Genomic DNA, 13,051 nt, shown 5'->3' with positions numbered 1-13,051 from the left:
GAAATGAGTCCATTGGTAATTGTACTTATTGTTACAGTGGTAGTTTTATTAGTACTCGTAGGAGTTGTAATCGGTGCGTACAATGGTTTGGTTGTATTGCGTAACCGCGTAGAAGAAGCGTGGAGTGATATTACTGTTCAGCTAAAGCGCCGAACTGATTTGATTCCAAATTTGGTCAATTCAGTAAAAGGCTACGCTACACACGAAAAAGAAGTGTTTGAGAAGGTTGCGGAAGCTCGTTCAGCAATCATGAATGCTGGCAGCGTGGCTGAAACCGCTAAGGCTGAAAATGCTTTGGAAGGCGCGTTGAAGAGCTTGTTTGCCGTATCTGAGGCTTACCCAGAATTGAAAGCAAACCAGAACTTCTTGCAATTGCAACAAGAATTGGTTGACACTGAGGATAAAATCCAAGCAGCTCGCCGATTCTACAACGGTGGCGTTCGCGACTTAAACACGAAGATTCAGACTTTCCCAACAAATATCATCGCGGGAATGTTTGGCTTCCAAGCTAAGGAATTCTTCGACGTTGAGGATCGTGCAAGCGTCGAAAATCCAGTTGAAGTAAAGTTCTAATTGAACCCTGAAATGAAAATCGCTCGTCTATTTTTAGCGGGCGATTTTTGATATAATTAACATATGTACAATGCAGTTTCTCAAAACAAACGCAACACAATATTAATTATGTCTGTGTTTGTGATAATTATTGGAATTATCGGTTTGTTTATTGGAGTGGCAACTGATAGCTATTCATTAGCGCTCATCATTTTTATATGTGCAATGTTATATGCTTGGTTGCAATATTTTATAGCTGGCAAGTTGGCTATGATGATGACTGGCGCTCAGGAAATTAGTAAAAATGACGCTCCTGAACTTTGGCGAGTGGTGGAAAATTTGTCTATCGCTTCTGGTATGCCGATGCCGAAAGTTTATATCATCGATGATCCAGCTCCAAATGCTTTTGCGACTGGTCGCGACCCAAATCACGCTATTGTTGGTGCGACTACTGGGCTTTTGGATATTATGGACAAGCGTGAGCTGGAGGCGGTTATGGCGCATGAAATGAGCCACGTGCGAAATTACGACATTCGTGTGAGTATGATTGCTTTTGGTCTGGTTAGTGCGATTGGTCTATTTGCAGATTTGGCACTTAGAATGATGTTTTATAGTGACGACCGTGACAGGGATGTTAATCCTATCATCTACGCTCTCGGGTTGATTGTGGTTATATTGGCGCCGCTTTTGGCAACGATAACCCAATTGGCGGTTAGTAGGCAGCGTGAATATCTGGCGGATGCTTCGGGTGTGTTATTGACACGAGATACTGAAGGGTTAGCAAGCGCGCTGGAAAAATTGCGCCAATACGGCAGACCAATGCAAAAACAAAGTTCTTCCACTGCCAATTTGTTCATGAATAATCCTTTGAAGCCCGGATTTTTCTCGAAACTATTTAGTACTCATCCACCGCTAGAAGATAGAATTGCAAGGTTGAGGAATAACGCAACAAAGATGTAATTATGGCAACGAAAACCTCCAAAAAACGAGTAGTCAAGAATCCTAAGAAGTCAAATGCTGATCATAAAAAAGGTGTATGGCCTGGTATTAAGCGTGACTTTAGCAAATTAAATCAGCAGCGGCGTAATTTTCTGCAGCGTCGACCTCATCGTAGTTTTCGGCTAACTAAGCGACGAGATTACCAACGCGGATCTTAAAATTCCAGGATATTGGTCGCTGACTAGTGAGGCTTGTCGTCTGGTGTGGCGAAATAAGAAGACTTTTTTGGCGTTAATCATCGTTATGTCGATATTGACGTTTGCTTTAGCCAGCGTCATGTCGCAAGATACATACCAACAACTTAAAGACGTGATGAATCAGGCTGAGTTAGAATGGATTCGGCGGAATTTATACAACAATTAGCCTATTTTCTGGCGTTGCGGTTAGCTATATTTCTGGTAGTGGAACGGCTGGTGGAAATGTGCAGCAAGCGGCGGGAATCTTTCTGGGGCTATTAACTTGGTTGTCGTCCGTTTGGCTAACGCGAGCTATTTTAATTGGTAAAAAACCGAAAATGCGCGACGGTTTGTATAGTTCTGGGTCGCCCATAATTGCGCTGATAATTGTCATCGGAGTTTTCTTGATTCAAATGGTGCCGGCGGCAGTGGCGGTGATTATTTATAGCGCGCTTAATGCTTCGGGAGTGTTAAATCAAACGCCGATTCTGATGGCGGCTGGCGGTGCGGCGATTCTGATAGTGGCGATGTCTGTCTATTGGGCGACTTCTACGGTTTTTGCGATGATCATCGTAACGTTGCCGGGAATGTATCCGTTTCACGCGCTGCGTTTGTCGGGTGATATTGTGACGGGGCGAAGACTAAGGATTTTACTGAGATTTGCGTGGGCTGTTGTTCTGTCTGTGCTTTTGTGGGCTGTTGTTCTGATTCCGGTAATTCTGCTTGACGGCGCACTGAAGGGGTGGATTAGTGGTATTGACTGGCTACCAATTGTCCCGACAACCGGCTTGATTTTACTTTACGTAACGATAATTATGATTTCTGTGTATGTCTATTTGTTCTACAGAAAGGTGGTTGAAAGTGACACCAAAAAAACCAAGAATTGACGAAATTAAAGACCTGTTAAATCGTTATAGCTACGAATATTACACCTTAGATAAGCCGAGTGTGAGCGATGCGGTTTATGACAGCCTGATGGATGAGCTGAAGAAAATTGAATCGGATCATCCGGAATTGATTACTATTGATAGTCCTACGCAGCGAGTTGGAAATAAGCTGCTCGACGGTTTTCAAAAAGTAGAGCACGCGCGCCGAATGGTCAGTTTGAGTGATGTTTTTGATAAAAGTGAAGTTGAGGCGTGGATTGAGCGAACTGATAAATTGATACCGGGTCAGCGACATGAATTTTTTACGGATATAAAAATGGATGGATTGGCGTGTGCGTTGATTTATGTCGACGGCGTGTTGTCGCAAGCTGTGACACGTGGCGATAGTTTTGTTGGCGAAGATGTAACGAATAATGTTCGGACTATTAAAAACGTACCGCTTCGTCTGCGTGAAGCGGCGGGTTTTGAGAATTTTTTACATGGTCGGACAGAGATTCGTGGCGAAATTGTCATGCTGAAACGGGATTTTGAGGAGCTTAATAAAAGGCAGAAATCTCTAGGGCTGCCTACATTTGCTAATCCGCGCAATTTGGCTGCGGGGACAATTCGTCAATTAGATCCTGCGCTGGTGGCGGCGCGCCCGTTGCATTTTCGCGGATATGATGTGATTCGCGATGATAGTTCGGAAGTTCCGACGAATAGTTTTGCTTACGAGGCTTTGACGGCGCTGGGGATTTCTCGTAATCAGCAAGCCAGTGTTTTTGACAATTTGTCTGACGTGATGAAATTTGTTAATGAATGGAGCGACAAGCGTCATGATTTGCCGTTTAATACGGACGGGCTGGTTATTAAGATTAACGATCGAGAGATATACGACAATCTCGGTATGGTGGGTAAAAATCCGCGCGGGGCGGTGGCTTATAAGTATGCGGCTGAAGAGGCTACGACGATCGTTCGAGATATAGTCATTTCTATTGGGCGAACTGGTGCGGCGACTCCGGTGGCTGTGTTTGATCCAGTGGTGGTGGCGGGAACTACGGTGCAGCACGCTAGTTTGCATAATGCCGATGAAATTGAGCGTTTGGATATTCGGCGAGGCGACACTGTGGTGATTTTTAAGGCTGGCGATATTATTCCGCAAGTTGAGAGTGTCTTGAAGGAATTGCGACCTGCAGATTCTGAGCCAATTGATTATGAAGCAGAATTAAAACGGCAATATCCGGAGTTGGAATTTGTGCGACCGGAAGGTGAAGCTGTTTATCGAGTTAAGGGCTCTAGTGGTCCGCTGATTTTGAAGCGAGCTCTGGCGCATTTCGCGTCTAAGGGTGCGCTTGATATTGATACGCTTGGCGAAAAGAACGTGGAAGTTTTGATTGACAACGGTTTGGTCGGCGATTTGGCGGATATTTTCACGCTTACTAAAGACGATTTGTTAAAGTTGGATCGGTTTGCTGATATTTCTGCGCAAAAGTTAATCTCGGCAATTGCTGATAAAAAAAGTCCAGAATTAGAGCGATTTTTGTACGGTCTGGGAATTCGTCATATTGGCGCGCAAACGGCGATTGATTTGACGAATCATTTTGAGAGTATGGAAAATTTGGCGAAAGCGACGATTGATGATTTGCGACAAGTTGATGGCGTGGGTGAAATTGTTGCTGAATCTGTAGTGGCGTGGTTTGCTGATGAGGATAATGTAAAATTGCTCAATAAATTCACAGAATTGGGAGTTATTCCTCAGTTTAATAAAAAGTCTGGTGGTCTGGGTGGAAAAAGTTTTGTCGTCACGGGTACTCTGAAATCTATGGGACGCGACGCTGCTGCGGATAAAATTCGTAATCTCGGTGGAGTTTTTCAAACCGCAGTTTCTAAAGACACGACATATTTGGTGGCTGGTGGTAAGGTTGGTGCTAGCAAATTGAAAAAGGCTGAGCAATACGGCACGAAAATCATTGACGAAGAAGAACTTCTACAAATTATAAAAGAATAGGGGGTGGTGATGGTCCGATTTTACTTACAAAAACTAGTGCGCGATAGAGTGGTGTCAAATTGTTTGGATGACCCAGAAGTGTTACATACGGAATACCGTGAATTGGACAGTCGGGAATTTCGCCGTGAGCTAGTGCATAAAGTTCATGAGGAGGCAGATGAGATTCCGCTGGGTGATAAACAGCGTGATGAATCACTCAAAGAGCTGGCTGATTTGCAAGAAGTTGTTGATACACTACACCAAGATTTTGGCTTTTCTACAGAGCAAGTCCAAGAGGAAATGGCGCGCAAAAAGCAGAAAAAGGGCGGCTTTGATAATCGGCACTATATTGAATATAACGACCTGGTCGATGGCAGTAAATGGGTAGAAATTTTCCGTGCCCAGCCAGATAAATATCGTGAAGAAAAAGCAGATAGTGAAGAACAGGAGTTCGGTGATTAGTTCACTGACGAGGTAAAACGATATGCAAGTTCACGTCGCCATCCCACACTATAACGCGCCTCAGGCTTTGAGGAGTCTTTTGGCGCAGCTGACAGAACAGGATTTTGATAGCATCACGGTGCTTGATGATCATTCCACCGACCAGCAAAAACTGCAAGATCTCGCCCGTGAATTTCCGGTAGTCAATTTTATCTTTGGTGAGAAAAATATTGGCGCAGGAGCCAATCGTAATCGTTTTTTGGATATGCATAAAACTGGCGTGGTATGGTTCATCGATTGTGACATGCGCGTTGAGACAGAGAATGTTGCCGATATGTTGCGCCAAAAGTTTGCTGGCGAAAATCATATCATGCTTGGCAGTACTATTCTCTACAACAACGGTCAGCCGATGGCCTGGAATTATGGCCATGAAATGCACCCGCAGCATGACCGGCAGTTTACACAGGTAGTCCAAGCAGATCATCGCCAAACATTACAGCAACGCGGCTGGGACTATCCATGGATTTGGGGCGAGCGAGTTACGGTGGATCGTCAAGTTGACTGGGTGGCTGAGGGGAGCTTCGCGCTGCTGATTGATGATTTTGCAAAGGTTGGTGGATATGACGCAGAGTTTCGCTATCACGAAGGGCAGGATTTAGCGCATCGACTGCGTGAGGCGGGTGTGAAGATTATGGCGACTGGAGATATCGTCTGTACACATCTGGACATTGACGTTCGCGGTAAGGCTCGCCACCGGGAGATTGAGCAGTCTGCCAAGCTGTTCTACCAGATGGATAAGATTAAAAAACCGAGACTCTATTGTTTTTCTCCAGCAGTAATGCTGGCGACGTTGACAATTGAAATTATTCTGGCGATATATACTTTTTGGAAATATAAATTGAATGCCGTGACGAAGATTGTGATCATGCTGTTGATTTGTTTGGCGCTGTTTCAATGGGCTGAATATAACGTTTGTGAAGGTGCAATTCTTCTGGATAATCTCGGCTGGGCTAAACTTGGCTATATTGCAATTACTATGCTTCCGCCTCTGGGTATTCATTTGATATATGAAATTTCTGGCGATAAGAGGCGATGGATTCCTGTGCTTGGTTACACTTTTGCCGCAATGTTTATTAGCTATTTTCTATTGGAGGCTAACGGAATTAAGTCTGGGGCTTGCCTGGGTAATTATGTGATTTTTGAAAACCAGCCGGGCGTCGGAATGTGGTATGGTTTGTATTATTACGGCCTATTATTTGCGGCAATTGCTTATGCGTATGTTAGGAGTAAAACCTCCAGTAAACATATTCGGCGTTCTCTAGGTTCGTTGATTGTGGGGTATGTTCTATTTATGGCGCCTACGACGTTTGTCAATATCATTGATCCGTCGACTATTATCGGAATTCCGTCAATTATGTGTGGATTTGCAGTTTTGATGGCGGTAGTTTTAGCTGGGAAAGTTTTGCCAGAATACGTAAATGAGAAATGATGCTTGTGTTTTTTTGGGCGATAATGCATAATTAAACATGAGCTGGTACGCATAGGGGCATTCTCCTATGCTTGCCAATTGAAAGACAAACACATATTCAAATATGCCCCGGGTGGGCGCGTAGCAGCTCTTCTATAATGCTTATGGTATGATATAGTTATGGTTACTGTTTCAAAAAAGAGGGAAGAAAAACTAGCAAAATTAGTGCGAGAATTTTTTGCTGTTCATCCAGATGTGAAGCTTGTGGCGATAACTGGTAGCGCTGGAAAGGCTAGTGCAAAAATAGCTATCGGTACGGTTTTGGCGCAACAATTTGATATTCAACTTCGCAATGAAGAGCCGAAGACGAAAGCTGACGTTTTCCTTCAGATGATGGGCGTGAAAATGCCTGAAAAAGGCTTGTTCAAATGGTGGAAAGTGATGCGCGCCGTAAAGAAGAGAATTAAGGCCGAAAAACCGGAAGTTCAGGTAATTGTTCAGGAATTTAATCCAAAGGAACTTGGCTATAACGATTGGTTTAAGGCTTATGTTGTGCCGGATATTACGGTTGTAACTTCTGTGACGAACGGTCGTATTGCTGGTTGAATATTCCTTGGAGGAAGTGGCGAATGAGATGATTTCGCTGGCGAATTTCTCGCGAATGGCGATGATAAATCGTGATGACGTTGATGGGCGTTTTGCTAGCTTTTTGACGAATCCTAATATCACTACTTACGGAAGTGATCCGGTGGCGGAGTATAATTTTGACGATCGTAATTTTTCTTTGAAGGATGGACATCACGGCTTTATTATGTCGCCGGAAAATCTTTTTGGATTAGAGGTCAATGTTAAGCTAATTGGCGAGCATAATATTCGTCCAGCGATTGTGGCGGCAGCTATTGGTTATGCGTTTGGTGAAACTGGGGAGAATATAAAAAAGGGTATAGAAAATTTGCGTCCACTGCCTGGCAGGATGAATTTGCTGAAGGGTGCGGACAATACTTGGTTGATTGATGATAGCTATAGTTCGACGCCGTTGACTGCCTTGGCTGCTTTGCAGTCTTTGTATCGAATTGAGACTCCGCAGCGCATTGCTGTACTTGGTAATATGAATGGCTTAAAGGGGATTTTTCGAGCAAGCTCACGCTGAACTTGGTTCTCATTGTAGCCCGGATTTGTTGGATTGGGTTGTGACGGTTGGCGAGAAAGCTAATCAATATTTGGCGCCAGCTGCTCGTCAAAGAGGTTGTCAGGTGAAGGAATGTAAGAATGCCATCGAGGCTGGGTCTTTCGTGCGCGACAAATTGAAATCTGAAGGCGTTGCTCTGTTTAAGGGTTCGAGCGGCGGCGTATGGCTAGAGGAATCTATAAAAATCAACCTTCATAGCACTGAGGACGATAAATACTTAGTCAGGCAAACGCCGGAGTGGATTGCTAGGAAAAACCAATTTTTCTCACAATTTAAAGATTAATGTGATATATTAAATTCAAGGTATATAAAACAAGGGGGATCGATGGATCAAGGTAATCAACCTGCACCGCAGCCGCAATATAACAGCGTGCCGATGCAACCAAAAAAGAAGAAAACGGGATTGATAATTGGCATAGTGCTGGGAGTTATAGCTCTTATTGCTATTATTTCTGCTGTGCTAGTTTATTTCTTGTGGTGGCAGAATCCAGAAAAGATGGTTACGGACGCTGTGTCTAATGCTATTATGGCAAAGAAGATGACTGCCGACGGTAAGGTGGTTATTGATATGCGCGACCAAGGAAAAATAGAGCTAAACGTAAAGACTGCTACTGATTCGGGAAAATCAAAGGCGAATATTGATGCTAAGCTTGATGTTAAGGGAGTTGAGAAAAATATCCCTCTTAAAGGTGATGTGGTTCTTGATAGTGACGGAACGATATATGTGAAGATAAATAACTTTAAGGATTTGTTGTGTGGCTTTTCTTGAAGTTAGTTGTATTTATGGAGTCTTCGTCTGGCGGAGCCCCCTATCAAGATCTCAAATAGAAACTTACCGTGATCAGGCATTGGAGAAGATGGGTTCTGAGATAGATAAAATGAGCGACACGTGGATGAAGATTTCTCCAGATGAAATCGGTAGCGAATATAAGTGTGGAATTAACGCTCTGAAGAAAATTCAAAGTGACGAAAGTGCGCGTAAGGAATTGGCTCAGATTTATCAAAAGAATAGTTTCTTTACTATTAAAAGATTCAAAGATTAGTGATCGTAATGGTGGGCGTGGTTTTGAATTGCAAGGTAATAATAAATCTAATTCGTCAAAATTTGAGGAAGAGTTTAAGAATTCATCAGTCGGTAAGGCGCTCGGTAAGTGTGGGAAATCGAATGTCATACGGCTACAAGTAGTGGTGAATCGTCATCTATTGACGAATCTTCATTGGAAGTTGTGGGTTGATAGGTCATCTCATGAACTGAAGGCTGTAGAGCTTAAGGGTAATGGTAAGAAGGCTTCTGTAGAAATTTCATTTGACATTAATATGAACAAGTCTGAGGAAATCAAGGTTCCTTCGAGTGCTGAAAGCTTGAAAGGCTTGATTGTAGATTTGTAGGTTGTTTTATGGAAGGGTATTCGAGCGGATTGTCATCAACCTCGATTAGGTAAGTTATTCTTAATTGCCTAATAATAATCCCGTTCGTAATGAGCGGGATTATTTGCTATAATTACAGATATGAGACGCTATAATCCGACAGAAATTGAACAAAAATGGCAAAACAAATGGGAGGCTGACGGTACTTACGCGGTTGATTTTAATGACACGACTCGGCCGAAATATTACAGTTTGAGTATGCTTCCGGGGATTACGGGGGCGGGAATTCACATTGGTCACGGTCGTACTTTTCAATTTGCCGACATCAAGGCACGATTCAAGCGTCAGCAGGGCTATAATGTCTATCATCCAATCGGCTGGGACAGCTTTGGTCTGCCGGTTGAAAATTACGCTATTAAAGTCGGAAAAACGCCGCGTGTAGCGCACGATGAAGCGAAGGTTCATTTTAAGGAGCAATTGAAGCGACTTGGGTTTAGCTATGATTGGACAAAAGAAATTTCTACAGCCGATCCAGAATATTACAAATGGACTCAGTGGATTTTTACGCAATTATATAAGCACGATTTGGCATATCAAAAAGAGCAGCCGCAATGGTGGTGCGAAACTGATAACACAGTGCTTGCTAACGAACAGGTTGAAGGTGGCAAATGTTGGCGCTGCGGTAATCCTGTAACCAAGCGCAATCTTAAGCAGTGGTTCTTCCGAATTACGGCGTATGCAGATGAAATTTTAGAGGCAACCGATGCGCTTGATTGGACGGAAATGGTTAAAACCATGCAGAAGAATTGGATTGGTCGATCAGTTGGCGCGGAAGTTGAGTTTGCGGTTAGCGGTCAAGATTCCAAGATTACAGTTTTCACAACTCGTCCTGACACGTTATTTGGTGCGACGTATGTAGCTTTGGCGCCGGAGCATCCTCTGATTTCTCAGTTGGTCAATTCTGATACGCGCGAAAAGGTTGAAGCGTATGTCCAAGCTTCGCAACAAAAATCTGATGTTGAACGCCAGGAGAATAAAGAGAAAACGGGCGTATTTACTGGCAGTTATGTTATAAACCCAGTCAATGGTCAAAAATTGCCGATTTGGGTGGCGGATTATGTTTTGGGCGGCTATGGAACCGGCGCAGTCATGGCGGTGCCAGCGCACGACGAGCGCGATTTTGCGTTTGCCGAGAAGTTTGACTTGCCGATTATCCAGGTTATTGATAAGCCTGAGCATTCAGCCGATGCTGGCTGTTATTCTGGTGAAGGTGAGTTGATAAATTCCGGACAATTTAACGGGACCAGGAGTGAGGATGCTCGCGAGCAAATTGTTGCGTGGCTGGAGCAGCAGAATTCTGGGCGAAGCAAAACCACGTATAAAATGCGCGATTGGTTGATTTCTCGTCAGCGCTATTGGGGCGCTCCGATTCCAATTGTTCATGTTGATGGTCGTGCGCCAATTGCCGTGGCTGATGAATGCTTGCCGGTGATTTTGCCAGAGGTGGAGAACTTTAAGCCAACGGGCGGTAATACTTCCGTTTTGGCTCAAGTTGATGATTGGGTGCGAGTCTGGGTGGATGTTGAAACTGGAAAAACTGTGCCGATTACGGAAAATAAACCTGACGGCGACAATTGGGTAGAAGGTCGACGCGAGACTGATACTTTGGATGGCTATGCTTGTTCTAGCTGGTATTTCTTGCGCTATCTCGCTTCGCTGACGGTGATGTCTTCGAGGTCTGGCATGTTGAGCAGCATTAATCCTTGGCTGTTCGGTTGCTTTTTTCGTTGTCGCCGCTTTGGCTGGTCTGCTCACTATGCTGTGCAGTTCGTCGTTGTTGGATGCGCTTTTTCTATGGGCTGTTTTTGGTTTTGACTCCCGAGCGTTTGCAAGCGGATGCTGTCGATTGCGTTCATTAATGGCGCCAGACGGTGAGAGGATGTGCAAGTCTAAGGGCCATGTCATTGATCCGGTGGGACTTATGGATAGTGCGATGTGGTGCGTGTTGCGCTGCGCGTTTACGAGTGTTTTCGTCGCGCCTTCATAGATGATGAGAACTGCGCCAGTGAGGATGCTGGTGGCGTTCCGGGAACTTCTCGGTTGCCTTAGATGCGCAGGCTGGAATTTGGTTCAGGAGTTCGTTGATAAGAATGTAATCTACTCTCTCCCGAAGGATAACCAAGAACTGTTGCGATTAACTCATTTGACAATTAAAAAAGTTACTCGTGACATTGAAGATGAGAAGTTTAACACGGCCGTGGCTTCGATGATGGAAATGGTCAATGGCCTGTATAAGATAAAAGAATCGCATGGAATTCATGTATCAGATGAATGGCGATTTGCATTAGAAAGTTTGATTCAGATTTTGGCGCCTTTTGCTCCGCATATCACAGAGGAATTGTGGCATGAAATGGGTCATGATGATACGGTTCACGTTGGTCACTGGCCAAAGTGGGATGAAAAATATCTAAAGAGTAGCGTGATGACTATTATAGTTCAAGTGAATGGCAAGCTTCGTGCGAAACTTGAACTGCCGAGTGATATGGACAAGCAGGGTGTTGAAGCGGCAGCTCTAGCTGACGAAAATGTCCAGAAATTCACAAACAATAAACCACCTAAAAAGATGGTTTATGTTCCAGGTAAGCTGGTGAATATAGTGGTCTAGGAAACAGCCTACTTCGATCCGTCTTCTATTCCTGTTATGGCTATGCTTGGCTTTCCGTCACCGTTTATGTCGCCTATAGCGATGTTGACGGTAGATCCCGGTTGGATCTCTGAGTCGCCAGTCTTGTTTTTGTAGAGATCTTTCATGTAGACAGCAGTTTCGTATATAGAGCTTCTTGCCTCATTAGGGTCTATCTTATTTTTAGGATTTTCCTCGTTGTATTCTTCCATGGCTGTTTCGGCTACCGAAGTCGGATTTTCTCCTTCTTCAAGCGTGACGGTGCGAATTTCTGTATTTTCTGGTAGCTCCGTGATGATTCCGTTGCTATAATCCTCTACAACTTGAGCTACTTGGTGGGCAGGGCTTGGTCCTTTTTCTGGTGATTTAGGGCTATAGAATAAGCCTAGGGCGTTCGCAGCTCCAGCTAATCCTAACGCGGCCAATGCTACCGCACCGATCTTAACTACAGATTTTGGTATTTCTATTACAGGTCTGTCGTATTCGTTGTTACTTTGTAGTGTAAATTGTTCTTTACTCATGTCTTGTATATTACCATAAACGACATAAAAAGTCAATATTATTATCTAATTTGCAGACAAGCTCTTGAGATTGTCCAATAAAAAAGGTATAATGGTACGTAAGTTTTATGACAACCTAAAAGAGGAGAATAAATTATGGCACAACCTAAGAAACAGAGTAGTCCACGTAAAACTGGTCTTCGTCGCAGTCACTTGGTATTAAAATTGGCACGTCGTGTTAACGCAACTTCACCAGTTAAGGTGAAGACAACCAAGCGTGAAACTGGTAAAACAACAAAATAATAATTACGAACAGGACGCTTAATAATGGCATCAAACCGTCATTTGGGACGAATTGTCGCACTGCAAACACTTTATGAACATGAATTTCGCAAAGAGGTTGGTGATAGCTGATGTTGATTATAAGACTATTTTAAAGCGTAATTTGGCTGAATATAAATCATCGGTTGACGATATTGAATTTATCGATAATTTGATCAGCGGCGTACTTTCGACGCAGAGTCAATTGGATGAGAAATTGCAGCCATTGGCGCCAGAATGGCCTATTAGTCAGTTGCCGCGAATTGATCGGGCGGTACTTAGAATTGGTTTATATGAATTGCTATATTGTGCAGATACCGTTCCACCAAAAGTGGTGATTAACGAAGCGGTAGAATTAGCGAAAGCGTTCGGTTCGGATAACTCGGGTAAGTTTGTGAATGGCGTGCTTGGCACGGCACTCCGTACTCTCGTGGGAGGAGTCTGACAGTGAGAACAAGCAACTTTGATAAGATAAAAAAATATTTTGGTGGCAGTTAGAAG

At 43.8% G+C, this 13,051-nt stretch carries 19 protein-coding genes; 18 read left to right on the top strand and 1 reads right to left on the bottom strand.

The window, feature by feature from the left end; translation table 11 throughout:
- Positions 1–3: 3 nt before the first annotated feature.
- The 16 genes from KOY49_RS03470 (at position 4) to KOY49_RS03395 (ending at position 11,711) form a co-directional block, all read left to right on the top strand.
- Complete coding sequence (locus KOY49_RS03470) at positions 4–573, top strand: LemA family protein (RefSeq protein ID WP_129634583.1); 570 nt, start codon at positions 4–6, stop codon at positions 571–573.
- Positions 574–636: 63 nt separating this feature from the next.
- The gene (gene htpX / locus KOY49_RS03465) at positions 637–1,512 is read left to right on the top strand and encodes a zinc metalloprotease HtpX (RefSeq protein ID WP_232736016.1); all 876 of its coding nucleotides are present in this window, start codon (positions 637–639) and stop codon (positions 1,510–1,512) included.
- Between the two features lie 2 nt (positions 1,513–1,514).
- Positions 1,515–1,709, top strand: coding sequence for a hypothetical protein (locus tag KOY49_RS03460; RefSeq protein WP_232736015.1), 195 nt, complete (start codon positions 1,515–1,517; stop codon positions 1,707–1,709).
- A gap of 43 nt (positions 1,710–1,752) precedes the next feature.
- A complete protein-coding gene (locus tag KOY49_RS03455) occupies positions 1,753–1,914 on the top strand; it encodes a hypothetical protein (RefSeq protein ID WP_232736014.1) in 162 nt (53 codons plus the stop codon).
- Between the two features lie 58 nt (positions 1,915–1,972).
- Positions 1,973–2,614: a hypothetical protein gene (locus KOY49_RS03450; protein WP_232736013.1), complete on the top strand. Its 642-nt coding sequence runs from the start codon at positions 1,973–1,975 to the stop codon at positions 2,612–2,614.
- Positions 2,589–4,601 (top strand): NAD-dependent DNA ligase LigA, encoded by a 2,013-nt coding sequence (ligA, locus tag KOY49_RS03445; protein WP_232736012.1) that lies wholly within the window; start codon positions 2,589–2,591, stop codon positions 4,599–4,601. Before KOY49_RS03450 ends, ligA begins: the two co-directional genes overlap by 26 nt.
- A 9-nt stretch (positions 4,602–4,610) precedes the next feature.
- On the top strand, positions 4,611–5,042 hold the full coding sequence (locus KOY49_RS03440) for a nucleoside triphosphate pyrophosphohydrolase (protein WP_052198840.1): 432 nt from the start codon (positions 4,611–4,613) through the stop codon (positions 5,040–5,042).
- A gap of 22 nt (positions 5,043–5,064) precedes the next feature.
- Positions 5,065–6,510 carry a glycosyltransferase gene (locus KOY49_RS03435; protein WP_232736011.1) on the top strand — a complete coding sequence of 482 codons (1,446 nt, stop codon included), beginning with the start codon at positions 5,065–5,067 and terminating at the stop codon, positions 6,508–6,510.
- 159 nt (positions 6,511–6,669) lie between these two features.
- On the top strand, positions 6,670–7,095 hold the full coding sequence (locus KOY49_RS03430) for a hypothetical protein (protein WP_232736010.1): 426 nt from the start codon (positions 6,670–6,672) through the stop codon (positions 7,093–7,095).
- Positions 7,085–7,639: a UDP-N-acetylmuramoyl-tripeptide--D-alanyl-D-alanine ligase gene (locus KOY49_RS03425; RefSeq protein WP_232736009.1), complete on the top strand. Its 555-nt coding sequence runs from the start codon at positions 7,085–7,087 to the stop codon at positions 7,637–7,639. Before KOY49_RS03430 ends, KOY49_RS03425 begins: the two co-directional genes overlap by 11 nt.
- 25 nt (positions 7,640–7,664) lie before the next feature.
- The gene (locus tag KOY49_RS03420; protein ID WP_232736008.1) at positions 7,665–7,961 is read left to right on the top strand and encodes a hypothetical protein; all 297 of its coding nucleotides are present in this window, start codon (positions 7,665–7,667) and stop codon (positions 7,959–7,961) included.
- 42 nt (positions 7,962–8,003) lie between these two features.
- Positions 8,004–8,447, top strand: coding sequence for a hypothetical protein (locus KOY49_RS03415; RefSeq protein WP_232736007.1), 444 nt, complete (start codon positions 8,004–8,006; stop codon positions 8,445–8,447).
- An 88-nt stretch (positions 8,448–8,535) separates the two neighbouring features.
- Positions 8,536–8,721 (top strand): hypothetical protein, encoded by a 186-nt coding sequence (locus KOY49_RS03410; RefSeq protein ID WP_232736006.1) that lies wholly within the window; start codon positions 8,536–8,538, stop codon positions 8,719–8,721.
- A 28-nt stretch (positions 8,722–8,749) separates the two neighbouring features.
- A complete protein-coding gene (locus KOY49_RS03405) occupies positions 8,750–9,067 on the top strand; it encodes a hypothetical protein (RefSeq protein WP_232736005.1) in 318 nt (105 codons plus the stop codon).
- Between the two features lie 120 nt (positions 9,068–9,187).
- Positions 9,188–10,921, top strand: a complete 1,734-nt coding sequence (gene leuS, locus KOY49_RS03400) for a leucine--tRNA ligase (RefSeq protein ID WP_232736004.1) — start codon at positions 9,188–9,190, stop codon at positions 10,919–10,921.
- Between the two features lie 196 nt (positions 10,922–11,117).
- Complete coding sequence (locus tag KOY49_RS03395; RefSeq protein WP_232736003.1) at positions 11,118–11,711, top strand: class I tRNA ligase family protein; 594 nt, start codon at positions 11,118–11,120, stop codon at positions 11,709–11,711.
- Between the two features lie 8 nt (positions 11,712–11,719).
- On the opposite strand, the gene KOY49_RS03390 is transcribed toward KOY49_RS03395, so the two are convergent.
- Positions 11,720–12,250 (bottom strand): FG-GAP repeat protein, encoded by a 531-nt coding sequence (locus tag KOY49_RS03390; RefSeq protein ID WP_232736002.1) that lies wholly within the window; start codon positions 12,248–12,250, stop codon positions 11,720–11,722.
- A gap of 135 nt (positions 12,251–12,385) precedes the next feature.
- Here KOY49_RS03390 and KOY49_RS03385 point away from each other — a divergent pair, with 135 nt between their 5' ends.
- Together KOY49_RS03385 and nusB are read left to right on the top strand one after the other, a co-directional pair.
- Positions 12,386–12,532 (top strand): hypothetical protein, encoded by a 147-nt coding sequence (locus tag KOY49_RS03385; protein ID WP_164999843.1) that lies wholly within the window; start codon positions 12,386–12,388, stop codon positions 12,530–12,532.
- A 79-nt stretch (positions 12,533–12,611) separates the two neighbouring features.
- Positions 12,612–12,995: a transcription antitermination factor NusB gene (nusB, locus tag KOY49_RS03380; protein ID WP_232736001.1), complete on the top strand. Its 384-nt coding sequence runs from the start codon at positions 12,612–12,614 to the stop codon at positions 12,993–12,995.
- Positions 12,996–13,051 lie beyond the last annotated feature (56 nt).

Origin of the sequence: Candidatus Minimicrobia vallesae (genome assembly GCF_018866205.1) — a bacterium.
Classification (GTDB): domain Bacteria; phylum Patescibacteriota; class Saccharimonadia; order Saccharimonadales; family Saccharimonadaceae; genus Nanosynbacter; species Nanosynbacter vallesae.
The sequence above is the reverse complement of the archived record's forward strand: the minus strand, read 5'-3'. Positions and strand labels throughout refer to the sequence as shown.

Bases quoted from the DNA above. Each gene is read 5' to 3' on its own strand.
- KOY49_RS03470 (WP_129634583.1), top strand. From the start codon at position 4: ATGAGTCCATTGGTAATTGTACTTATTGTTACAGTGGTAGTTTTATTA.
- KOY49_RS03410 (WP_232736006.1), top strand. From the start codon at position 8,536: ATGGGTTCTGAGATAGATAAAATGAGCGACACGTGGATGAAGATTTCT.
- leuS (WP_232736004.1), top strand. From the start codon at position 9,188: ATGAGACGCTATAATCCGACAGAAATTGAACAAAAATGGCAAAACAAA.
- KOY49_RS03440 (WP_052198840.1), top strand. From the start codon at position 4,611: ATGGTCCGATTTTACTTACAAAAACTAGTGCGCGATAGAGTGGTGTCA.
- KOY49_RS03430 (WP_232736010.1), top strand. From the start codon at position 6,670: ATGGTTACTGTTTCAAAAAAGAGGGAAGAAAAACTAGCAAAATTAGTG.
- KOY49_RS03415 (WP_232736007.1), top strand. From the start codon at position 8,004: ATGGATCAAGGTAATCAACCTGCACCGCAGCCGCAATATAACAGCGTG.
- KOY49_RS03395 (WP_232736003.1), top strand. From the start codon at position 11,118: ATGCTGGTGGCGTTCCGGGAACTTCTCGGTTGCCTTAGATGCGCAGGC.
- KOY49_RS03390 (WP_232736002.1), bottom strand. From the start codon at position 12,250: ATGAGTAAAGAACAATTTACACTACAAAGTAACAACGAATACGACAGA.
- KOY49_RS03460 (WP_232736015.1), top strand. From the start codon at position 1,515: ATGGCAACGAAAACCTCCAAAAAACGAGTAGTCAAGAATCCTAAGAAG.
- KOY49_RS03435 (WP_232736011.1), top strand. From the start codon at position 5,065: ATGCAAGTTCACGTCGCCATCCCACACTATAACGCGCCTCAGGCTTTG.
- htpX (WP_232736016.1), top strand. From the start codon at position 637: ATGTACAATGCAGTTTCTCAAAACAAACGCAACACAATATTAATTATG.
- nusB (WP_232736001.1), top strand. From the start codon at position 12,612: ATGAATTTCGCAAAGAGGTTGGTGATAGCTGATGTTGATTATAAGACT.
- KOY49_RS03385 (WP_164999843.1), top strand. From the start codon at position 12,386: ATGGCACAACCTAAGAAACAGAGTAGTCCACGTAAAACTGGTCTTCGT.